Source organism: Acidocella aminolytica 101 = DSM 11237, assembly GCF_900129125.1.
Taxonomy (GTDB): Bacteria; Pseudomonadota; Alphaproteobacteria; order Acetobacterales; family Acetobacteraceae; genus Acidocella; species Acidocella aminolytica.
Genome location: NZ_FQVJ01000009.1, coordinates 45479 through 68582, shown reverse-complemented (window position 1 = coordinate 68582; position 23104 = coordinate 45479). Strand labels below are relative to the sequence as shown.

The 23104-nt window shown below is 61.9% G+C and carries 18 protein-coding genes and 1 pseudogene; 6 read left to right on the top strand and 13 right to left on the bottom strand.

What is annotated here, in order from left to right:
* Positions 1-33 precede the first annotated feature (33 nt).
* The 3 genes from accD (at position 34) to BUB54_RS06785 (ending at position 3208) form a co-directional block, all read left to right on the top strand.
* Complete coding sequence (gene accD / locus BUB54_RS06795; protein ID WP_048879641.1) at positions 34-894, top strand: acetyl-CoA carboxylase, carboxyltransferase subunit beta; 861 nt, start codon at positions 34-36, stop codon at positions 892-894.
* Positions 891-2183 (top strand): bifunctional folylpolyglutamate synthase/dihydrofolate synthase, encoded by a 1293-nt coding sequence (locus tag BUB54_RS06790; protein WP_241869424.1) that lies wholly within the window; start codon positions 891-893, stop codon positions 2181-2183. Before accD ends, BUB54_RS06790 begins: the two co-directional genes overlap by 4 nt.
* Before the next feature lie 92 nt (positions 2184-2275).
* On the top strand, positions 2276-3208 hold the full coding sequence (locus BUB54_RS06785; RefSeq protein WP_048879642.1) for a purple acid phosphatase family protein: 933 nt from the start codon (positions 2276-2278) through the stop codon (positions 3206-3208).
* 5 nt (positions 3209-3213) lie between these two features.
* Here BUB54_RS06785 and BUB54_RS06780 read toward each other — a convergent pair whose 3' ends face one another.
* From BUB54_RS06780 to BUB54_RS06750, 7 genes are all read right to left on the bottom strand, one after another.
* Positions 3214-4581: a hydrogenase large subunit gene (locus BUB54_RS06780; protein WP_052948412.1), complete on the bottom strand. Its 1368-nt coding sequence runs from the start codon at positions 4579-4581 to the stop codon at positions 3214-3216.
* Complete coding sequence (locus tag BUB54_RS06775; RefSeq protein ID WP_048879643.1) at positions 4578-6029, bottom strand: proton-conducting transporter transmembrane domain-containing protein; 1452 nt, start codon at positions 6027-6029, stop codon at positions 4578-4580. The genes BUB54_RS06780 and BUB54_RS06775 overlap by 4 nt, the downstream gene beginning before the upstream one ends.
* Positions 6026-6685 (bottom strand): hydrogenase-4 component E, encoded by a 660-nt coding sequence (locus BUB54_RS06770; RefSeq protein ID WP_048879644.1) that lies wholly within the window; start codon positions 6683-6685, stop codon positions 6026-6028. Before BUB54_RS06770 ends, BUB54_RS06775 begins: the two co-directional genes overlap by 4 nt.
* Complete coding sequence (locus BUB54_RS06765) at positions 6682-7644, bottom strand: respiratory chain complex I subunit 1 family protein (protein ID WP_048879645.1); 963 nt, start codon at positions 7642-7644, stop codon at positions 6682-6684. Before BUB54_RS06765 ends, BUB54_RS06770 begins: the two co-directional genes overlap by 4 nt.
* Before the next feature lies 1 nt (position 7645).
* Complete coding sequence (locus BUB54_RS06760) at positions 7646-9310, bottom strand: proton-conducting transporter transmembrane domain-containing protein (protein WP_048879646.1); 1665 nt, start codon at positions 9308-9310, stop codon at positions 7646-7648.
* 109 nt (positions 9311-9419) lie between these two features.
* Positions 9420-10400, bottom strand: a complete 981-nt coding sequence (locus BUB54_RS06755; RefSeq protein WP_048879706.1) for a malate dehydrogenase — start codon at positions 10398-10400, stop codon at positions 9420-9422.
* Between the two features lie 72 nt (positions 10401-10472).
* Complete coding sequence (locus tag BUB54_RS06750; protein WP_052948414.1) at positions 10473-11348, bottom strand: diacylglycerol/lipid kinase family protein; 876 nt, start codon at positions 11346-11348, stop codon at positions 10473-10475.
* Positions 11349-11516: 168 nt separating this feature from the next.
* Between BUB54_RS06750 and BUB54_RS06745 the strand changes: the two genes are divergently transcribed.
* Entirely contained in the window at positions 11517-12374 is an 858-nt protein-coding gene (locus BUB54_RS06745) for a UDP-2,3-diacylglucosamine diphosphatase (RefSeq protein WP_048879647.1), read from the top strand.
* Positions 12358-13422 carry a glycosyltransferase family 4 protein gene (locus tag BUB54_RS06740; protein ID WP_048879708.1) on the top strand — a complete coding sequence of 355 codons (1065 nt, stop codon included), beginning with the start codon at positions 12358-12360 and terminating at the stop codon, positions 13420-13422. The genes BUB54_RS06745 and BUB54_RS06740 overlap by 17 nt, the downstream gene beginning before the upstream one ends.
* 1 nt (position 13423) lies before the next feature.
* On the opposite strand, the pseudogene BUB54_RS06735 reads toward BUB54_RS06740, so the two are convergent.
* The 6 genes and pseudogenes from BUB54_RS06735 to zapE all read right to left on the bottom strand — a co-directional run bounded on the left by BUB54_RS06735 (position 13424) and on the right by zapE (position 22304).
* Positions 13424-14472 (bottom strand): annotated as a pseudogene (locus tag BUB54_RS06735) (IS630 family transposase).
* A 176-nt stretch (positions 14473-14648) separates the two neighbouring features.
* A complete protein-coding gene (gene odhB, locus BUB54_RS06730) occupies positions 14649-15860 on the bottom strand; it encodes a 2-oxoglutarate dehydrogenase complex dihydrolipoyllysine-residue succinyltransferase (protein WP_048879648.1) in 1212 nt (403 codons plus the stop codon).
* Between the two features lie 33 nt (positions 15861-15893).
* On the bottom strand, positions 15894-18755 hold the full coding sequence (locus BUB54_RS06725; protein WP_048879649.1) for a 2-oxoglutarate dehydrogenase E1 component: 2862 nt from the start codon (positions 18753-18755) through the stop codon (positions 15894-15896).
* Positions 18756-18983: 228 nt separating this feature from the next.
* Positions 18984-19859, bottom strand: coding sequence for a succinate--CoA ligase subunit alpha (sucD, locus tag BUB54_RS06720; protein ID WP_048879650.1), 876 nt, complete (start codon positions 19857-19859; stop codon positions 18984-18986).
* Complete coding sequence (gene sucC / locus BUB54_RS06715) at positions 19859-21055, bottom strand: ADP-forming succinate--CoA ligase subunit beta (RefSeq protein WP_048879651.1); 1197 nt, start codon at positions 21053-21055, stop codon at positions 19859-19861. Before sucC ends, sucD begins: the two co-directional genes overlap by 1 nt.
* 136 nt (positions 21056-21191) lie before the next feature.
* Positions 21192-22304 carry a cell division protein ZapE gene (gene zapE, locus BUB54_RS06710; RefSeq protein WP_175556476.1) on the bottom strand — a complete coding sequence of 371 codons (1113 nt, stop codon included), beginning with the start codon at positions 22302-22304 and terminating at the stop codon, positions 21192-21194.
* A 163-nt stretch (positions 22305-22467) separates the two neighbouring features.
* Here zapE and BUB54_RS06705 point away from each other — a divergent pair, with 163 nt between their 5' ends.
* Positions 22468-23103, top strand: a complete 636-nt coding sequence (locus BUB54_RS06705) for a 2OG-Fe(II) oxygenase (RefSeq protein ID WP_048879652.1) — start codon at positions 22468-22470, stop codon at positions 23101-23103.
* Position 23104 lies beyond the last annotated feature (1 nt).

The window sequence follows — 23104 nt, the reverse complement described above, 5'->3', positions numbered from 1 at the left end:
CTTTCCGGCGTAAACAGGTTAATTCCCTGCCTCATGAGCTGGCTCACCGAATATGTCCGCCCCAAAATCCGCACCTTGCTTGGCCGCAAGGAGGCACCGGATAATCTGTGGCATCAATGCCCCTCCTGCCAGCAGATGATTTTTCATACCGAGCTGGCGGCAGCCAAAAAGGTCTGTCCGCATTGCGGCCACCATATGCGCGCCACCGCGCAGGACCGGCTGGCCTGGACCTTCGATGATGGTTCCTTCACCAAGATCGAGCTGCCAAAAGCCGTGCCGGACCCGCTGAAATTCCGCGACCAGAAGCGCTATGCCGACCGGCTGAAGGATGCCCGCGACAGAACCAAGCAGGATGACGCAATTCTGGTGGCCCACGGCACGGTGGGCGGCGCCAATACGGTTGTGGCGGCAATGTCTTTTGAGTTCATGGGCGGCTCCATGGGCTCCGCCGTGGGTGAAGGGCTGGTGGCCGCCGCAAGGCTGGCCGTGCTACAGAACGCCCCGCTGATTGTCTACACCGCCTCCGGCGGTGCGCGGATGCAGGAAGGCGCCATCAGCCTCATGCAGATGCCGCGCTCCATCATCGCCAGCCAGATGGTGAAGGAAGCCGGGCTGCCTTACATCGTGGTGCTGACGGACCCGACCACCGGCGGCGTTACGGCCTCCTTCGCGATGCTGGGTGATATCCAGATCGCCGAACCGGGCACGTTAATCGGCTTCGCGGGGGCGCGTGTGATTGAGCAGACCGTGCGCGAAAAACTTCCCGAAGGCTTCCAGCGCGCTGAATATCTGCACCAGCATGGCATTATCGACATGGTGGTGAAACGCGGTGAACTGACCGAAACACTCGCGCGGCTCATCTCCCTGGCCACCGCCAACAAGAAAGCCGCTTGACCAACGAGTTGCACCGCGAGGCCGGAGCCACAGGCGCCCGGCTGAAAGTCAGCGCGGCGCTGGAGCGTCTGCACAAGCTCTACCCGCGCATGATCGACCTCAAAACCGACCGACTGGAACGGCTGCTGGCGGATCTCGGCGCGCCTGAAAAACATCTTCCGCCGGTGGTCCATGTGGCGGGCACCAACGGCAAGGGCTCCGTCTGCGCCCTGGCGCGCGCCGTGGCCGAGGCGGCGGGGCTGAAGGCCCATGTTTTCACCTCTCCGCATCTGGTGCGGTTCAATGAGCGGATCCGGCTTGCGGGCAAGCTGGCCACGGATACGCAACTGGCCGAGGCGCTGGATGCGATTGAGGCCGCGAACCAAGCTAACCAAATCACGGTGTTCGAGGCCATCACCGCCGCCGCGCTCTGGCTGTTCTCGCGGATACCGGCGGATTTGTGCATCATCGAGGTCGGTTTGGGCGGGCGGCTGGACGCCACCAATGTCGTCTCCCCCACCGCCTGCGCCATCACGTCCATCTCGCTCGACCATCAGGATTTTCTGGGCAACACGCTGGAGCTGATCGCGGGAGAGAAAGCCGGGATCATCAAGCCCGGCATCCCGGTTGTGACCGGTTACCAGCCCGCCGAAGTGCTGGCGCGCATTGCCGCCGAGGCCGCGCAGAAAGGAGCGCCGCACCTGCGCCGGGGGCTGGAATGGGCGGTGGACTCCATCGCCACGGGCATGATTTTCGACGGCATCGCTCTGCCTCGCCCGGCGTTGACCGGACCGCACCAGATTGAGAATGCGGGCATTGCCCTCACCGCATTGCGCGCGGCCGGGTTCAGCATCACGCCGCAAGCCATGGCGGCGGGCTTACGGGCGGCTGAATGGCCCGCCCGGCTGCAAAAGCTCCAGGGCAAGCTGGCGGCGATGCTGCCGCGAGGGTCGGACTTGTGGCTGGATGGCGCGCATAACCCCGGCGGTGCAGAAATTCTGGCCCAGCAGTTGCAGGCGTGGGGCACGCCCACCACCGTGATTCTGGGCATGAAGCAATCCAAGGACGTGGCGGAGTTCATCCGCATCATCGCCCCTCATGCTGCTTGCCTTTATGCAGTGGAGGAGCCGGAGCAGCATTTGGCCTTACCGGTGGCGCAGATCATTGAAGCATCAGGCGGGCATGCCGTGCCGGGGCCGGATTTGCGTGGCGCACTGGCACAGATTACCGCCCCCACCCGCGTGCTGATCTGTGGCAGCCTGTATCTGGCGGGCGAGGTTTTAAAGCTCGATGAAGCGGTTACGGCCTGAGCCTCGGCAAGGCTTTTCCGCTTGTCATGGAATTGTCTCACACACGGGTTCGTAGCGTTTGCTACAGGGCGCCGGTAGCATCAGGAGCCGTCATGAATCTGACACGCCGCCAATTCACCACCACCAGCGCCGTTCTGGGCGCCGGCGCCGCGCTGGCCCGCCCCGCCAATGCCGAGGACGCGTCCATCTCCTTCCTGCTAGTCGGGGATTGGGGGCGGCATGGCTATCATCACCAACGCGCCGTGGCCCGCCAGATGGGCCGCACGGCGCAGGAGATCGGCAGCCTGCACACTGTCTCGGTGGGAGATAATTTCTACGAGAACGGGGTGGAGTCAGTTTCCGACCCACAATGGAAAAGCTCGTTCGAGGATGTATACACCGCGTCCTCGCTGCAGACGCCATGGAAAGTGACGCTCGGCAACCATGATTACCGTGGCAATGTGCAAGCGCAGCTGGATTACACCAAGCACAGCCAGCGCTGGCAGTTGCCTGCCCGCTATTACATGGAAACCGCCACCCTACCCGGCAGCGCCACAGCGGCGTTTTACTACCTGGATACTTCACCCTTCATCAAAAAATATTACGGCACCCGCGTCGCGGTGGACGGGCAGAACAGCCAGGAACAGCTCGACTGGCTGGACGCGAAGCTCACCGCCTCGACGGCGGAGTGGAATATCGTGATCGGGCATCACCCGATCTATACCGCGCAGTCTGATGCTGATGGGTATGACCATGACCAGCCAGACATGATCGCGCGGGTGAATCCCATTCTGCAAAAACATCATGTGCCAATTTATGTTTGCGGGCATGACCATCTTTTACAGGCGGTGAAGATGGACGGCATTTCTTACGTCTGCACCGGCGCAGGGTCCGAGACCTACCAGCCGGAGCCCGCGATTCGCGGCGGCTTTGCCTCTGGCGCGCATGGCTTCATGGTGGCCCGGCTTTCAGGCCGGCGGTTGGACTATTCGCTGGTGGATGAGCATGGCAGCGCGCTTTATTCCCAGTCCATCGTGCGGGCGTAAGGCGCCTACAAATCCACGCCTGAGTAAGACCCGTTGATCGATTTATTGATCAACGGGAAATCCGCGAGAATGGCGGTGGTGGCTGCGTGTTCCAGAAGCGGCCAGTGCAAGGTGCTTGCATCCGCCACAAAGGCGTCCTGGATCTGCCCGTTATCAATTTTCAGCCAATGCCAGACGGGGCCGCGGAAGCTCTCCGCCACCCCCAACCCCATGCCACTGGCGGCATTAGGCGCCAGCGCCACCGTGCCTTCAGGCAGCGCCTCGAGAATGACGCGGATCAGCCGGATACTTTCCGGGATTTCCCGCAGCCTGATCTTGATACGGGCTGCCACGTCGCCATCCTGTTCCACCGGCACCGCCAAGCCGAGTTCCCCATAAGGCGGATAGCCCGGCATCACCCGAGCATCACGATTCTGGCCCGAGGCGCGCCCCACATAGCCGCCCGCGAAATATGAAGCCGCAAGTTCAGGTGGCACCAGTCCCGTGCCCACCACGCGGTCCTGCAGACTGGCGTAATCCTCAAATACGCGCGTCAGGCTGGGCAATTCCTGCTCAAGCGCGTGCAGCGCATCCTCCATCGCATCTGCCCCACCTTCGGCCAGATCCCCGGCCACGCCGCCCGGCACCACCACATCCATCATCAGCCGGTGGCCAAAGGCGACCTGCGCGGCAGCGCAAAGATATTCACGTATCAAGGCAAAGCGAGAATCCAGAAAAGCGAACCCGGCATCGCCCGCCATGGCGCCGATATCGCTGGTATGGTTGGCCAGACGCTCCATCTCCGCCATTAAGGCACGCAAGGAAACAGCGCGCTCGGGCACCTGCGTTCCCAGCGCCTCCTCTGCCGCGCGGGCGAAGGCGATGGAGTGCGCCACCGTGGAATCGCCCGAAATCCGGGCCGCATAACGCGCCGCCTGCCGGGCGGATTTTCCGCGCATCAGCCCCAGCGTGCCTTTATGCGCATATCCGAGCCGGGCCTCCAGCTTCAACACTTGGTCCCCCACCACAGAGAAACGGAAATGCCCCGGCTCGATGATCCCGGCATGTATTGGCCCCACCGCCACCTGATGCACACCCTCAACTTCCGGGGCCTTGAAGTCAGGCCAGGGGGCGCGACCATCCAGCTCGCGGAAATGCTCCACCGCCGTGCGGGTCTCGGTAAAGCCGGTGGCTTTGTGGCCGTTCAGATCCTTGGCCAAACGCTGGAACCAGTTGGCACCGGGGTAATGCAGGGTTGGGTAGGCGCCGTCTTGCAGCTCCACTGCCACCAGCTCATCCGGCTCATACAAGGCGTAAGCGTGGGAGGAGTCCGTCCAGAGCGCGATGAAATGCCCTTGATGCGCGGCCCAGGCCTCTGGGGAAAGCAGCTTCATTGTAATGTCTCCGCCGCGTGAGAGAGTAGGTTCACCAGCGGTCCCGGCATGGCGAAGGCCACCACAAACACCAGTACCAGATGCAGCCCCACCAGCCACGCGTCGCGCCCGGCCGGTTTGGGCTTTTCATACGACGCCGGGGCAAAGAGCAGCGGGCCGATATTCCGCGAGATCGCGACCGCGCAGAGCAGCAGCCCCAACCCCAGCGGCAGAGACATATAAGGATTCTTCTTGATGGTCTGGCTGATGATGATGAACTCGCTGGCGAACAAGCCGGACGGTGGCAGGCCGGTAAGCGCGAAGATACATGCCCCCAGCAGCCAGCCGACTTTTTTATTCGCCTGCAGCAGCCCACGCAGATGCGAGAACCCGTAATTCCCCGGACTAGCCGAGCCGCGCAGGCTGGCGGCGCGGATCAGCGCCAGAAACAGGCCCGATTTCAGCAGTGTATGCAGCACCATGTGCAGCAGTCCGCCAAAAATCGCCACCGGGCCCCCAATGCCGAACGCAAAAGCCGAGATGCCGGATTGCTCGATGGAGGAGAATCCGAAAAACCGCCGCGCATCCCGTCGGCGGGAGAAGGAAAACGCCGCCAGAAACAAAGAGGCCAGCCCCAGACTCAGCAGAAACGGCCCCGGCGGCATGGCCGAGCCACCCGCCGCCGCGTTGGCTTGCATCAGATGACGGAAGCGCAAAATGGCCAGTAGCGCCACGTTGATAAGCAGGCCGGAGAGGGCGGTGGTGAGCGGTGCCGGGCCTTCGGCATAAGCATCCGGCAGCCAGCCATGCAGCGGCACCAAGGCGGCCTTGGTGCCGTAGCCGAACAGGATAAACACAAACGCCAAGGTCAACAACGCGCCATCCATATGCGCGGCATGGGCGGAGAGGGCGGTAAAGCTCATCGCCGCAAAACCGGGCCCCAGGGCAGGCTGCGCAGCCAGATAAACCAGCATGGTGCCAAACAAAGCGAGTCCGATGCCTACACCGCCGAGGATGAAATATTTCCACGCAGCTTCCAGCCCTGTTGGGGTGCGGTAGAGGCTTACCCCCAGTGTCATGGCGATGGTGCCACCTTCCATCGCCGCCCAGAGCAGCCCGACATTATCCGCGTAAAGCCCCAGGAGCGTAGTGCCCAGCACAATCTGGAACAAGGCATGGTAAAGCCGCCAACGCTGTGCTGGCATACGCGCCGTATCCGCGCTGACATAGCCGATATTCACCAAGGCGGCCGTCAGCCCGACAAACCCCGAGACTGTGCCAAACAAGGCGGCCAGCGGGTCCACTGCGACCAGCCCGGCGCTATGGCCCCAGAACACCGCCAAGGTAAGGCCGAACAAGGCCAGGCTAGCAACGGCGTTGCCAATGGCCCCTTGGCGCGGCGTGCCCGCCAACCCCAGCAAGGCCGCCGCCACAAATGGCAATCCAATGGCGAAAAGCGCGAAATTCACCGGCCCCGCCTTTCAATTTCCTCAAGGCCGGAGAGGTCCAGCGTGTCGAAGTGCTCACGGATGCGCAGCAGGAACACCCCCACCACCAGAAACGCTAGCAGCACCAGGAGCGCGACGGAAAACTCCGCCACAAATGGCATACCCGGCATACCGACGGCCGCCAGCACCAGCCCGTTTTCCATGGACAGAAACCCAATGATCTGCGCCAGCGCATTGCGCCGCACGATCATCAGCAGCAGCCCCAGCAGCACCACGGAGAGCGCGATGGCCAGATCCTCCCGCGTGAGGGAGATGGAGCGCATCGTGGTCGGCAGCACCACCAGCACCGCGACGCCGATGAGCGCTAAGCCCAAAATCATCGACAGCGCCATGGGCATCGCGGTTTCAACGGCGCGGACCATGTTGAACCGCAGCACGATCTCCCGCAGACCCCAAGGCAGCAGCACCGCTTTCAGGGCAAAGGTGATCAGCCCGGTCAGATACAGCGCCATTTCATGCTGTGCATAGCCCTGCCAGAGCGCGGCAACGGAGAGGATCAGCGCCTCAAGCTGGTAGAGCGTGATCATCGCCGCCAGCCGCCTCTGAGAGAGTTGCAGGAAGGCGCAGAGCAGGATGATCCCGCCCATCAGATGCGCGAGAGAGAAGGTGAGGCTCATGCGCCGATCCTCGCCGCCACAAACAGGAACACGCTGGCCAGCATACCCAGCAGCAACGCGGCGCCCAGAAACTCCGGCACGCGGAACACGCGCATCTTGGCGCGCGAAACCTCGAACACCGAGAGGACCGCCGCCATCACCAGCAACTTGACCACCCACAGCGCCAGCCCGCCGGGCCAGGAGAGAATATCCGCCGCCCGCGCCATGCCGAAGGGTAGGAAGATGGTGCCGATGAGGTTCATCCAGGCCACCAGCCGCAGCATCCCGGCATAATCCAGCAACGCCAGAAGGCGGCCTGAATATTCGAGCACCATCGCCTCATGCACCATGGCGAGTTCCAGATGGCCGGAGGGGTTGTCCGTGGGGATGCGCCCGGTCTCGGTCAGGGCCACAGTGAGCATGGCCGCCAGCGCAAAACCGAGCGAGACGGAGATGCCGATATGCGCGGTGCGGAAGGTGGCGGCGATGCCATCCAGGCTGGTGCTGTGGGCCAGCAGCGCGAAGGCCAGCAGCAGCACCAGCAACGCACCCTCGGCGAACAGACCGAACAAAGCCTCCCGCGCAGCACCGGCCCCGCCAAAGCCAAAGCCGGTTTCCAGCCCACCAAGCATGGTCGCGGTGCGGGCCAGGGCGAACAGCCCGATGACGGTGATATAGTCTGCCGCCGGAGCGGTGAGCAGGCCGGTGGCAAAACCAGGAATCAGCATCGTTGCCACGGTCACGGCCAGAAACGCGCCTAGCGGCCAGAAGGTAAACAAATCCGTTGCCGTGTCCGGCACAAGCGTGCTTTTGCGCAACAGCTTGACCAAATGCCAGTAAGGCTGCGTCAGAGGCGGGCCGCGCCGCCCTAGCAGCCAAGCTCGCAGCTTGTTCACCAGCCCCAGCAACAGCGGCGCCCCGGCGAAACAAAGCCCGATATGCAGTGCTGTGGCCAGCACGGTGAGGGTGATAATCAACATCTCAGCCGCCCTCCCCCAGCCCTAGCACCAGCAGGAACACCACCAACACCGTGAACACAAAGGCCAGACGCTCCCGGATGGTGGCGCGGCGTACACGTTCAGCCAGGCGGACCAAACGCGTCTGGACCCTGAACAGCGGGACGAACAGAAAGCGTTCTGCCGGGTCGGTCTTGGACACCCCCAGCAGGCCCTTGCCCATCACGCGCATCACCGGCTCGGCAAAGCCGGTAGCGCTAACCTGGGTGTGCGGGTCGCCAAAAGGCAACCAGGCGGGCGGGCGGCCAAAGCCGCCATTCCAGGCCGGCGCTTCCTGCAGGCCGCGCACGCCCCAGCGTGTCTGCACAAACCCCGCCGCCAGGGCCGCGAACCCGGCCAGGATTAACAATGTCAGTGGTGCATAGGTCAGCGGTAAGGTGTGCGCCTGCGGGGCCAACAGTAGAATAACAGGACTCATCAGCTGCAAAAGCAACCCCGGCACCAGCGCCACGGGAACGTTCAGCGCGCCTAGCAGCACCATAGCCACAAGCGGGCCGCGCCGTAGATCTTCCGCCGCCGCCGCATGCAGGCTGCGCGGGCGGCCCAAAAACCCCAGTCCGATAATCCGCACCGCCGCCGCCAACGCCAGCGCCGCCCCTATGCCCAGCACCGCCAGCAGGGCAGAAAACCCGATCCGCGCCAGAATCCCGCCCGTTGCCGCCGCGCCGATAACCGCATGAAACAGCAGAAACTCCGGCGCGAAGCCGGGCCCCAGCGGCAGCGCCCCCATCCCCACCAGCCCCAGCAGCATCAACGCGCCAAGCCTTGGCATCCCACGCATCAGCCCGCCCAGCCAATTCAACGAGGTGGTGCCGGTGGCGTGCTTCACCTCTCCGGCACCGATAAACAGCAGCGGCTTGAACAGCCCATGCGCCACCGCGCAGAGCAGGGCCGCCTGCAACGCCACGCCGGCCAAGGCGGCATCGCCGCTGGCCTTGGCATAAAGGGCGAGCCCCAGCCCCACGGCGATGAGCCCCACATGCTCAACGGTGGAGCAGGCCAGAGCTGTTTTCAGTTCCACCTCCAGCACCGCCCGCAACGCGCCGATCAGGACAGAAAGCGCCCCCGCCGCCACCAGCGCCTCGCCCCACCATGGCTGTTGCGCCGAGGCCAGATTGATGAAAGCGTAGCGAATGAGCACATAAAGCGCGACCTTCACCATGCCGCCTGACATCAACGCCGAGACGCCCGCCGGAGGGGCAGGATGCGCGCGAGGCAACCAGCTATGCAACGGCGCCAGCCCCGCCTTAGCCCCCGCTCCCAGCGCGATCAACACAAACGCCAGCGAGGAGGCTGGTAAAAACAAAGCAGGGATCAGGCAGGCGCCTGAGAAAATCGCGATTCCGGCGTAAAGCGTGGCGGGTTTGCGGTCGCCTTGCAGCACCAGCAGCCAAGAGGCGGCACTCATCAGCTCGAACCCGAAGATCAGGGTAAACTGATCACCCGCCAGTAACGCCAGCGCCATGCCCAGCACAAACACCCAGAACGCCACCGAGGCCCGCATGCCCGCCACCGCCGCCGCCACCACCTGCGGCAGCAAAATGCAGCCAAACAGCAGGGATAAGGCATCAAGATGCAGATGCATCCCCTGCCCCGGCAAGCCAAACATCAGGCCGATGGAATTTCCCACATCTTCCCCCTACCAAACCCCTTGCCGCGCCGCCAACTGCCTTATGCAAAAAGAAAAAGGCCCTCCCGTGGTCGGGAGAGCCTTCTTATATCGACGTACCGGCCGAAACTTACTTCAGCAGGTCGGCCACGGCGGCCTGTTCTTCCAGCAACTCGTTCAGCGTGTGCTGAACGCGGCCCTTGGAGAACTCGTCCATCTCAATCCCCTTCACGCGGGTATATTTGCCGTTCTCGCAGGTGCAGGGCACGCCGAACATCACGTCCTCGGGCACGCCATAGTCACCATCGGAGGGGATGCCCATGGAAACCCAGCGGCCGTTGGAGCCCAACACCCAGTCGCGTACATGGTCGATGGCGGCATTGGCGGCAGAAGCGGCGGAGGACAAGCCACGTGCCTCGATGATGGCGGCACCGCGCTTGCCAACGGCGGAGAGGTACGTGTCCTTGTACCAAGCTTCGTCGTTGATGATCTCGGGCATCGGCTTACCGGCGCCAGTGGCGTTGCGGTAGTCGGCATACATGGTGGGGGAGTGGTTGCCCCACACGGCCACTTTCTCGATATCCTTCACCGCCACACCGGACTTCTCGGCCAGCATGGAAACCGCGCGGTTATGGTCGAGGCGCAGCATCGCGGTGAAGTTCTCCTTCGGCAGATCCGGGGCGGACTTCATGGCGATGTAAGCGTTGGTGTTGGCTGGGTTGCCGACCACAAGCACCTTCACGTCGCGCTTGGCGACATCGTTCAGCGCCTTACCCTGAACCTTGAATATCTCGGCATTGGCGGCCAGAAGGTCGCGGCGCTCCATGCCGGGGCCACGGGGGCGGGAGCCGATGAGGATGGCGATGTCCGCATCCTTGAACGCCACGCGCGGGTCGTCACTCGGGCTCACGCTTTGCAGTAGCGGGAAGGCGCAGTCATTGAGTTCCATGATGACACCGTTGAGCGCCTTCTGCGCCTGCGGCAGGTCCAGGAGATTCAGGATAACTGGCGTATCCTTACCGAGCAGATCGCCATTGGCGATACGGAACAGAATGGCATAGCCGATCTGGCCAGCGGCACCAGTCACGGCAACGCGCACGGGGGTTTTCATCTCTTTGGTCTCCTTCTTTGGGGGCTGGCTTCCCATAGAACTCTCGCCCGCCCCGTCAAGCCCTTTGGCCGCCTAACCCACAATCAGGGAAATTGGCGCTTCAGCACTGATAACGCCGCATGGCGTGGCAGATAACGCATCCCCGTCAGCCTGGGTCAAAATGCCCTCATTTGGGACAGCGAATTCCACATGGCTGCCGCTGACCACGCGCACCCCTGGGCAACGCGGCAACAACCCCAGAGGCAGCGCCGCGCCGGTGAGCAAGGCGGGCCAAGTGCCTGGCTTTTCAAACAGGACCACCTGAAAGCCCGGTGCCTCCGGGTGGGCTTCCGGCGCCAGCAGATAAGGCCCGCCATAAAGCCGCCCCTTGCTGACCACTACGCTCGCGGCCTGATGTGCCATCCCATCCACCGTTACGCGCACGAGCGGAAAGCCATAAGCCACGGACTCCCACAAGGATTGCCAGACATACGCCCCCTTGCCGATGGCCCGTTTGAGCAATGGCCGTACGCCCTTCACCACCGCGCCATCAAACCCCAGCCCCAGCATCTGTACGAACACATGCGGGGTTTGCCCCTGCAGCTGCGCCACCCCCGGCCACAGCCGCCTGCAACGCTTATAGGCCAACGTATTGGCGATACCGCGCGCGCTGGTGGACAAGCGATATTCCTTGGCCAGTACATTCGCCGTGCCCAGCGGAATGATACCCAACGCCGTCTCTGAGCCAAGCAGGCCATTCGCCACCTCCGCGATGGTGCCATCCCCGCCGGCGGCCACGACCATGAAAGCCCCGTCTCGCGCCGCCTCCCGCGCCAGCTCCGTCGCATGGCCAGCATATTGGGTTTCCGCCACTTCGATTTTCACCCCGTTTTCGACCAGCAGGTCCAGCACATGCCACAACGAGGCGGCACGACGCCGCCCGGCAACGGGATTGAAAATGACCAACAACTCAACAGGCTCCGGCGCGTTTCACAAACGCCCTTAATACCCCAAACAGATGGCGTTGGAATGACAACGAAATGACACAAACAAGACAAAGAAATTTTTAGATTTTGCAGCTCTCGTCATGGAAACTTCACTGTCTCCGGCGCGGAGTAACAGACTATTTCACCTGCCATGAACGCATTCAGCCAGCCCCATCCGGCACAGACGGCTTACCGCAGCGTCTTCATCTCCGACGTCCATTTGGGCACCCGGGGTTGCCGCGCAGAATTCCTCGCGGATTTTCTCAAACAGAATAAATGTGAAAATCTATTCCTGGTCGGCGACATTATCGATGGCTGGCGGCTGAAACGCTCCTGGTTCTGGGACAAGCACCATGACGAGGTGCTGCGCTTGGTGCTGAAGGCCGCCCGCGCGGGCACGAATGTTGTGTATGTGCCCGGCAATCATGACGAGATGCTGCGCAAATATATCAGCCTCGGCATCGAGATCTGCGGCATCAAGCTGCAAATGGAAGCCGAGCATACCACGGCAGATGGCAAGCGCCTGCTCATCACCCATGGCGATATGTTCGACAGCGTGGTTCGCCATGCCAAGCTGCTGGCGCTTCTGGGCGACTGGGCCTACACCGCCGCCCTAACGGTGAACCGATATTTCAATATTGTGCGGAGCCGGCTTGGCTACCCGTACTGGTCGCTCTCCGCCTGGCTGAAATTGCAAGTGAAGGAAGCGGTCAAAGCCATAGACCGGTTCGAAACCGCACTGGCCGACGACGCCAAGGCTCGCGGGTTCGACGGTGTGGTGTGCGGGCACATCCACCATGCCGAAATGCGCCCGGTGAACGGCGTAATGTACCTGAATGACGGCGATTGGGTGGAAAGCTGCACCGCCCTGGTCGAGCATTTCGACGGCCGGCTGGAACTGGTGGACTGGGTGGCGCGGCAAAAGCTCTCCATGCTGGCCCGTCCGGCGCCGAAACTCCCCCCCGCCGCCACGCCAGAGGGTGCCACAGCGCGTGCGCTATCAGCCTGAGCCTGAGACGTCACTCGCTTTCGCGGGCCTGAAACGCATCCTGATCATTTCCGACGCCTGGGAACCGCAGGTGAACGGGGTGGTGCGGACCATGCGAACCGTAACAGCGGAACTGCGGGCCATGGGCAAAATTGTGGAGGTGGTAGGGCCGGACCGGTTCAACACCATGCCCATGCCCTCTTACCCGGAAATCCGGCTGGCGCTGCTGCCGGGCAAAAAGCTGGCGAAGATCATCGCAGACTTCCAGCCCGACGCACTGCACGTAGCCACTGAAGGCCCACTGGGTATGGCGGCGCGCGCTTACGCAAAGAAAAAGGGGCTACGTTTCACCACCGCCTTTCACACGCGCTTTGCGGAATATCTTGAGGCACGCACGCTTATCCCGGCACGCCTTACCTACGCCTGGCTACGCCATTTTCATGGGGCGAGCGCGGGCGTGATGGTGGCCACACAATCGTTGCGGGAAGAGCTGGCGGGGCGCGGGTTCAGAAATCTTCGCCCTTGGTCGCGCGGTGTGGATTTGGAAGCGTTCAGCCCCAAACCGCGTGAGGACTGGCCCTTCCCGCACCCAATCTTTGCTTATGTCGGCCGAGTGGCGGTGGAGAAGAATTTGCGGGCCTTTTTGGCGCTAGACCTGCCCGGCTCAAAGCTGGTCGTGGGCGACGGGCCGCAGCGTAAGGCGCTGGAAGCTGAATTTCCTACGGCACATTTTGTGGGCGCCCGGCACGGCGCGGCCCTGGCGGCGGCTTATGCTGGGGCAGATGTATTCGTGTTCCCGTCCAAAACCGACACATTCGGGCTGGTGGTGCTGGAAGCCCTGGCCTCGGGCTTGACGGTGGCGGCTTATCCGGTGACCGGGCCGAAAGATATTTTGGGCGAAGCGCCGGTGCCAGTTGGCGCGCTAGATGATGATTTACGCACCGCTTGCCTTAAGGCTTTAGACATAGACCGGACCAATTGCCGCCCCTATGCGGAATGTTTCTCCTGGCGGGCCTGCGCGCAGCGTTTCATGGATAATCTGGTGCCGACGCGAGAGCTAGTGCACTGACTCATTCGGATGATTCAGTGATTTGACTGAGCTTTTCGAAGGTCGATGCCGCCGTTGCGGTCCAGACAAATGGGTTGGAATTCTTGTTGTACGCTTTGATGTAGCGCTTGATGGCGACTTCGAGATCCGCAACGGATTTGAAGACGCCTCGGCGGATTTTGCGGCGGGTAATGATCGAGAAAAATCCTTCGACGGCATTGAGCCGCGACGCTGAGGTTGGCGTGAAATGGAACGTCCATCGCGGGTGGTTCGTAAGCCGTTCGAGAACCTCGGGATGTTTGTGGGCGGCATAATTGTCGACGATGGCGTGGATGGCTTTGCCAGCCGGCACGTTCCGTTCGACGGCGTTGAGAAAGCGAATGAATTCTTGATGTCGATGCTGCTTCATGCAGCGTCCGATGATCGTCCCATCAAGAATATTCAACGCAGCAAAGAGCGTCGCCGTGCCATTGCGCTTGTAGTCATGGGTCATCGTTCCGCATTTTCCTTGCTTGAGCGGCAAGCCCGGCTGAGTGCGGTCGAGCGCTTGGATTTGGCTTTTCTCGTCGATGGAGACGACGACGGCGTGAGCCGGCGGATCCATGTAAAGGCCAACGACGTCCTCGACCTTCTCGGCGAATTTTGGATCGCTGGAGCGTTTGAATGTGCGCAAGCGGTGGGGTTGCAGACGATGGGCCGCCCATAGGCGCTGGACGGCTCGAAGCGAAATGTTGAACGCCCTGGCCATCGCGCGGCCGGTCCAATGGGTGGCTTCTCCGGGAGATTCCGAACAGGTCGGCTCCAGTACTTTCGCGATGGTCGTGGCGGACAGCGGCATCTTGCCGGGTTTGCGCGTCTTGTCATGCAGGAGCCCATCGACGCCTTGCTCGCCGTATCTTTGTTGCCAGCGCCATACGGCGGGACGCACTGAGCCAGCTTGCGTGTCACTTCAAGCGCCGGTAAGCGTTCAATCGAGAACAAAACGATCTTCGCCCGCTGGACATCCTTCAGCGGGCGGTTACGGTCGCCGATAATGGCGAGCAGTCGCTCGCGATCTTCCACAGGGACGATGACACTGACGGTTTAGGACATGTCACAAGATTCGCATGCCCGGCCAAAAATGTGAATCTTATGAAAGCGCCAATGCACTAGTATGTTAACGGAAGCTTGTGAGACGCCGTTTTTGTAACAAGCGTCCACAAAACTTTCCGCAATAAGAAAGACCCCTTACGGGACCTTTCTTCGTCTTAGATCGCCAGCAGCAGGCGACGAGGATCCTCAATGCTTTCCTTCACGCGGACCAGGAAGGAAACCGCCTCGCGGCCATCGACGATACGGTGATCGTAAGACAGCGCCAGATACATCATCGGGCGGATTTCGATTTTGCCGTCCACCACCACCGGGCGCTCCTGGATCTTGTGCATGCCAAGAATACCGGACTGCGGCGGGTTGATGATCGGCGTGCTCATCAGTGAGCCATACACACCACCATTGGTGATGGAGAAGGAGCCGCCGGACAGTTCCTCCAGCTTCAGCGTGCCTTCCTTGGCGCGCTTGGCGAAACCGGAGATCTCGGCTTCAATCTCGGCGATTGACTTGGTCTCCGCGTCGCGGATCACCGGCACCACGAGACCATTCGCACCGCCAACGGCAATACCCATGTTCACGAAGTTCTTATAGACGATCTCGTCACCGTCGATCTCGGCATTCACCGCCGGAAACTCAGCCAGCGCCGCGCATACCGCCTTCACAAAGAAGCCGTTAAAGCCCAGGCGGATGCCTTTGTGCTTCTTCTCGAAGGTGTCGCGGTAGGAGGCGCGCAGGCCCATCACCGCGCTCATATCCACCTCGTTGAAGGTGGTGAGCATGGCGGCGGTGTTCTGCGCTTCCTTCAGCCGGTTGGCGATGGTCTTACGCAGGCGGGTCATCTTCACCCGCTCCTCGCGCACATCGGCGGTGCGCGGCGCCTTGGCGGCGGGCGCGCCCTGGGCAGCAGCGGGCTTGTTCACGAAGGCCAGAACGTCACCCTTGGAGATGCGGCCATCTTTGGCGGTGCCAGACACATCGGCCGGGTTCACGTTCTTCTCGGCCATCATCTTGGCGGCGGCGGGCAGGGCGCCCACGCCAGGACGGGCCACCGGGCCGGGAGCTTCCTGCTGGGCGTTCACGCCGGTCTTGGGGGCGGAAACTTCAGCGGGCTCTTTCTTCGGCGCGGCGGCACCGTTTGCGTCCACACGGCCCAACAGATCGCCGGGCACAACCTCGGCCCCTTCCTCAGCGGCGATTTCGGAGATCACGCCAGCTTCCGGCGCGTTCACCTCAACGGTGACCTTATCCGTCTCCAACTCGACGATGGGCTCGTCCGCGGCAACGGCCTCGCCAACCTTCTTGATCCAGCGGGCGATGGTGGCGGAGGCGACACTCTCGCCAAGCGTGGGAACCTTTATATCGGCCGACATGGAAACTCCTGCTTTTTTGTCGTATGGGAGGGGTTAAACGGTAAGCGCCTCGTTGACCAGGGCAGCTTGCTCAGCGGCAAAAGCCTTAGCCAGACCAGCGGCGGGAGACGCCATGGGTACGCGGCCCACGTAGCGGGGGCGCGTCGCGGCGTTGCCCAGCGCGGTGAGCACTTTTTCGATACGGCGGTCAACGAAGAACCAGGCGCCATTATTCTCGGGCTCCTCCTGGCACCATACCACTTCCGCGTTCTTGTAGTCCGCGATCGCAGCTTTGAGCGCCTTCGCCGGAAAGGGGTAATATTGCTCCAGACGCACGATGGCGACATCCTTGATGCCCCGCTCGCGGCGCTCGGCCAGCAGGTCGTAATAGACCTTACCGGAGCAAATCACCACGCGCTTCACCTGGTCGGGCGCCACCAGCGTGTCGATCTCGGGGATCACGAACTTGAAGCTGGTGCCTTCCGCGAAATCCGTCAGCGGCGACACGCATAGCTTGTGGCGCAGCAGAGATTTCGGCGTCATTAGGATCAGCGGTTTGCGGTAGTTCCGCTTCATCTGGCGGCGCAGCGCGTGGAAATAGTTGGCCGGGGTGGAGATGTTGCCAACGATGATGTTGTTCTCAGCGCAAAGCTGCAGATAACGCTCAGGGCGGGCGGAGGAGTGCTCCGGCCCCTGACCTTCCTGCCCATGCGGCAGCAGCATCACCAAACCGGACATGCGCAACCACTTGGTTTCACCGGCGGCGATAAACTGGTCGATGATCACCTGCGCACCATTGGCGAAGTCGCCAAACTGCGCTTCCCACAGCACCAGTGTGGAGGGGTCGGCCACGGTGTAGCCATACTCGAAGCCCAGCACACCGACCTCAGAGAGCAGCGAGTTGAAGATCTCGATACGCGCCTGGTTTTCATCGATATTGTTCAGCGGCACATATTCATTCTGGTTGGTCTGGTCCACCAGCACCGCATGGCGCTGGGAGAAGGTGCCGCGCTGCACGTCCTCGCCCGAGAGGCGCACGCGGTGGCCATCCAGTTGCAAGGTGCCGAAGGCCAGGGCTTCACCGGTGGCCCAGTCCAGCCCTTCGCCGGTCTCGAACATCTGCTTCTTGGCGTCGAGTTGGCGGGCGATCTTCGGGTTCAGGTTGAAGTCCTGCGGCGGGGTGTAGAGCGCCTTGCCCACTTGCTGAAGCTGCTCCATCGGGGCGGCAGTGACACCGTCATGCTGCTCACCATCGTCACCGGCCTGCTTCAGCCCGGCCCAATGGCCTTCCAGCCAATCCGCCTTGTTGACCTTGTAGTCCTTGGCACCTTCGTAAGCGGCTTCCAGCTCCTTGGCGTAATCATCCAGGATCGCTTTCGCCTCATCGGCGGTCACGGAACCTTCCTGCTCCAACTTCTCGGCATAAAGGGCGCGGGTGGTCTTCAGTGCGCGGATCGCCTTATACATGATCGGCTGAGTAAATGCCGGCTCGTCATTCTCGTTATGGCCATGACGGCGATAGCAGACGAGGTCGATCACCACGTCGGTTGAGAACTCGCAGCGGAACTCAGCGGCGATCTGCGCGGCATAAACCACGGCTTCTGGGTTATCGCCATTCACATGGAAAATCGGCGCCTGGACGGACTTAGCAACGTCCGTGCAGTACATGCCGGAGAAGGCGTGGGCCGGAACCGTGGTGAAGCCAATCTGGTTGTTCACTACCAGATGCACGGACCCTCCGGTGCGGTAGCCGATGAGCTGGCTCATCGCCAATGTTTCATACACTAGCCCCTGGCCAGCGAAGGCAGCGTCGCCATGCATCTGAATCGCCACGGCGGATTTGCGGCTGGTATCGCCCGCCATATCCATGCGCGCGCGGATCTTACCGACCACCACCGGGTCCACTGCCTCAAGATGCGAGGGGTTGGGCTGCAAGGAGAGGTGAAGCTGGTTGCCGTTGATCACCAGATCAGTCGAGGTGCCGAGATGGTATTTCACGTCGCCGGAGCCTTGCACGTCATCCGGCTTGAAGGAATTGCCCCCGAATTCGGAAAACAAAGCCACCAGCGGCTTCTTGACGATATTCACAAGGGTATTCAGGCGACCGCGATGCGGCATGCCGATAGCCACCTCGCGCACGCCCTTGGCAGCGGCAGCCTCGATGATTGCGTGCAGCGCGGGAATGGTGCTCTCACCGCCCTCAAGCCCGAAGCGCTTAGTGCCGACAAAGCGCTTCTGGCAGAAGGTCTCGAAGGAGTCAGCTTCCGTGAGCTGCTTCAGGATCTTCGCCTTGGCCTTCTTGTCGTAAACGGAGAGCCAGGGCGCGCCTTCAATCTTGCGCTGGATCCAGCTTTTCTGCGCCGGGTCCTGGATGTGCATGAACTCAACGCCAATCTCGCCGCAATAGGATTTGCGCAGCGCGGCCATCACTTCCTTGAGAGTGGCGGTCTCAAAGCCCAGCACGCCGTCCAGGAAGATCGGGCGGTCGAAATCAGCGGCTTCGGTGAAGCCATACGAGGCGGGATCGAGCTCGGAATGATAGGCCTTGCCTTTAAGGTGCAGCGGGTCGAGCTGCGCTTCCAAGTGCCCTCGCACGCGGTAGGCGCGGATGAGCATGAGGGCGCGGATGGAATCCAGCGTCGCCGCGCGGGTCTCGGCCGGGGCGGCAGTGCTGGGCTTAGCCTGCTTTGGCGCGGCCTCGGCGCTCACGGTCTCGAACACGGAGGGGCGAGGCGCCCAGGAGGCACCGGACGCATCCGTGAAGATGGCACGAGTGTCGTCATCCAACGCCGCAAACAGGGCGGCGAAATCAGGGTCAATGGAACTGGGGGATTCGACCCATTTCGCATAAAGCTGCGCAATGAACTGAGCGTTCGCGCCATTCATCGCCGTCGCAATTACGTCCACACCGGCCATAAACCTATCCTCTCCTATCGAGCCCAATGCTCCGACAGCACAACGAACCTTCCAGCTGTGCGCCATTCAGTACCTTCTTGCGGGGCATATAAGGCACTGGCGTTATTGTACCGTTACCCGTAGCAATGGGGCTGGGTTGCTGAACGCGCATGGTTGCGCTGCAACTGCCCCAGGCTGGGCAACAGGCCGAAAAAAACCCCATGGCGTGACCGCCATGGGGCAAGAAAATCAGGCGCTCAGAGCCTTCAGCATGGTGCTGCCCAGCGAAGCCGGGCTGTCCGCAACGAAGATACCCGCTTCCTTCATGGCTGCGATCTTCGCCTGGGCGGTGTCCTTACCACCGGAGATCACGGCACCTGCATGGCCCATGCGGCGGCCCGGAGGTGCGGTGGCGCCAGCGATGAAGCCCACAACCGGCTTCTTGATCTTGTGCTTGGCCAGGAATTCCGCGCCGTCGATCTCGGAGGGACCACCAATTTCGCCGATCATGATAATCGCCTGGGTCTCATCGTCATGCAGGAACATATCCAGCACCTCGATGAAGTCAGTGCCCTTCACCGGGTCGCCGCCAATGCCCACGCAGGTGGACTGGCCAAGCCCGGCGGCGGTGGTCTGCGCCACGGCCTCATAAGTGAGGGTACCAGAGCGGGAGACGATGCCGATGGAGCCGCGCTTATGGATGTGGCCCGGCATAATACCGATCTTGCACTCATCCGGGGTGATCACACCGGGGCAGTTCGGGCCCACCAGACGGGACTTAGAACCGCACAGCGCGCGCTTAACTTTCACCATGTCCAGCACCGGAATACCCTCGGTGATGCAGACGATCAGCTCAACGCCCGCATCGATGGCTTCCAGGATGGAGTCAGCCGCGAACGGCGGAGGCACATAGATGGCGGAGGCATTGGCGCCGGTCTTGGCCACGGCTTCCTCAACCGTGTTGAACACCGGCAGGTCCAGATGCATCTGGCCGCCCTTGCCGGGGGTCACGCCGCCAACAACCTTGGTTCCGTAAGCCAGCGCCTGCTCGGAGTGGAAGGTACCTTGGGCGCCGGTGAAGCCCTGGGTGATGACCTTGGTTTCCTTATTGACGAGAACGGCCATTACGCAGCTTCCTTCACGGCTTTGACGATCTTTTCGGCCGCATCGGCCAAGTTGTCAGCAGGGATGATGGGCAGGCCGGACTTGGCCATGATGTCTTTGCCAAGCTGCACGTTGGTGCCCTCAAGGCGCACCACCAGCGGCACAGAGAGCGATACTTCGCGCGCCGCCGCGATTACACCTTCCGCGATCACGTCACAACGCATGATGCCGCCGAAGATGTTTACCAGAATGCCCTCGACGTTCGGGTCGGACAGAATGATCTTGAACGCCGCAGTCACACGCTCTTTGGTAGCACCGCCGCCAACGTCGAGGAAGTTCGCGGGCTCGGCGCCGTAGAGCTTGATGATGTCCATGGTCGCCATGGCCAGGCCCGCACCGTTCACCATGCAGCCGATATTACCATCAAGCGCCACGTAGGAGAGCGAGTACTTATTGGCTTCCAGCTCCTTCGGGTCTTCCTCACCTTCGTCGCGCAGCGCCTCGATCTCGGGGTGGCGGTACAAGGCGTTATCGTCGAAAGACACTTTGGCATCCAGCGCGTAGATCTCGCCGGAGCCGGTGACAACCAGCGGGTTGATCTCGATAATCGCCGCGTCCAGCGCCGTGTAGGCATTGTACATAGCAATCAGGAACTTGGTGAAGGTACCAACCTGCTTGCCCTCAAGGCCCAGGCCGAACGCCAGCTTGCGGGCATGGAAGCCGGAAATTCCGGAGGCCGGGTCAATCGGCGCGCGGAGGATTTTCTCCGGGTTGTGCTCGGCGACTTCCTCAATCTCCATGCCACCCTCGGTGGAGGCCATCACGACGATCTCGGAAACCGAACGGTCGATCAGCAGGGAGAGATACAGCTCGCGCTTGATGTCGCAGCCTGCTTCCACATAAACGCGACGGACTAGGCGGCCGGCAGCGCCGGTCTGCTTGGTGATCAGCGTGTTGCCGATCATCGCGGCGGCGGCCTCACGGACTTCGTCCAGGCTCTTGGCCAAGCGCACACCGCCCTTGCCGTTCGGGTCGTCCTTGAACTTGCCCGCACCGCGGCCACCTGCGTGGATCTGGGATTTCACGACATAGACGGGGCCGGGAAGCTTCTTGGCGGCGTCCACCGCTTCCTCGGGCGTCCAGGCCACGTAGCCGTCCAGAACCGCGACGCCATAGGCCTTCAGCAGTTCCTTGCCCTGGTATTCATGTATGTTCATGTGGAGTTTGCCTACCTGTCTTTAAGGTTACAAAGGGGGCGTTGCCGGGGGTGCTACTCCCATTCATCCAGCCCGGCAAGCAGCATTGTGCATCGCGAAAGGCCTAAAAGGCCAAAAAACGTCCTTTCATTGCATGTTATGTCAGATGCGGCAGAGCGAGATAGGTTTCGCTCTGCATCTCTTCGAGTCGGGACGCGGTCCGCTCAAAGATCGAAGCGCCCTCACCGGCCCGGTACAAATCATCCGGGTACGCGGCGGCTGAAGCGTAGAGCTTGCACCGATGCTCATAAAGCGCGTCGATCAGCGTGACGAAGCGCCGGGCCTCGTCAAAATTATCCGGCGACAGCCGGGGGATCCCGTCGATCAAAAGCGTGTGAAAATGGGTGGCGATAGCCAGATAATCCCCCGGCCCGAGCGCCACCTTGCACAGCGCCTCAAAATCGAACCGCGCCACCCCATTGGCGGCCAGCGGCACATTCAGCTTGCGGCCCTGGATCAGCAGGGTCTCGGATTTCGGGGTGTGCCCTTCGGTTAGATGCTCAAATACCCGGTCAATCGCCGCATCACCGCGGCTGTCGGCGGGCACCACCCAGGCCTTCAACCCATGTTCGCGACCGCGCCGGTAATCCTGCTCTGACTCCAGCACCAGCACATCCAGGCGTTTCTTGAGTAGGTCGATGAACGGCAGGAATGCATCGCGCCCCGGTTTCCCTTCATACAGATTATCCGGCAACGTGTTGGAGGTGGCCACCACCACCACCTGCCGGGCGAACAGCGCCTCGAACAGCCGCCCCAGGATCATCGCATCCACAATGTCATGCACCTGGAACTCATCGAAACACAGCAGCGCCGCCTCTCCCGCGATCAGGTCCGCCAGAGGAGGAATCGGGTCGTCGATGGCCGGGTTGCGTTTGATTTCATGGAAGCGCCGGTGCGCCTGCTGCATGAAGTCATGGAAATGGATGCGTTTCTTGCGCGGCACCTCCGCCGCTTCGAAAAACAGATCCATCAGCATGGATTTGCCGCGCCCGACCTCACCGACAATATAAAGCCCGTTCGGGTGGTCTTGCACCTCATCCACCGGCTTGCGGCGCAACATACGGGCAAACCAGCCATTGGGCGGCTGTTTCGGGTTCGGGTCATAGCCGCGCAGCTTGGCCCAGAGATCCTGCAAATGCTCGGCCGCCACGGCTTGCGCGGGGTCGTGTTTCAAAAGCCCGGCCGCGACGCGGGTGCGGTACGCCGCCATGACGCCGGGTTCAATTTTTTCCAACTTGGACATACGGGGCCGCATATTGCGCGCCCTGATGCGGCGCAGCAACCCGCCCGCTTGCATGGCGCCTTGCACGAGACGGGGGAAGCGCCTACCTCTGGCCCCAACGCTTTGCCCTTGCTGCACAAGGATACAACCCATGGATGTCGCGAATTTCCGCGCCCTTCGCGCGGCCGCGGTTTCAACCGAGCCTTTTTCCCATATCCTGCTGGAGCACTTTATTACGCCGGACGCATTGCCCGCTGTGGTTGCGGATTTACCGCCCATGAAAGGGCGCGGCAGTTTTCCTATCAGGGCGCTGAAACTGGGCCCGGCGGCGAAAGCGGCCATCGCGGCGCTGGAAGGCGAGGAGTTCCGTGTCATCGTGGCCGAAAAATTCGGACTGGATTTACAGGGCGCGCCGCTGATGACCACGCTGCGTGGCAATTCCGGCGCGCAGGACGGGCAAATCCATACTGACTCTTCGGCTAAGCGCGTCACCATTTTACTGTATCTTAACCCCGGCAATGGTGTGGCCTGGGCCCGGCATGAAGGCTGCCTACGGCTGCTGCGGGATGGGCAAAATCTGGATAATTACGCCAAGGAAGTGCCCCCCGTGGATGGCACGCTGCTGGTTTTTCCCAACGGCCCGTCCACTTGGCATGGTCACAAACAATTTATTGGCCAGCGCTATGTGGTACAGATGAACTACATGACCACCAGCACCAAGGCGAAGGCCGAGATGCGCCGCCACCATCTCTCTGCCTTCATCAAGCGCGTCACCCGCGCCGCCTGAG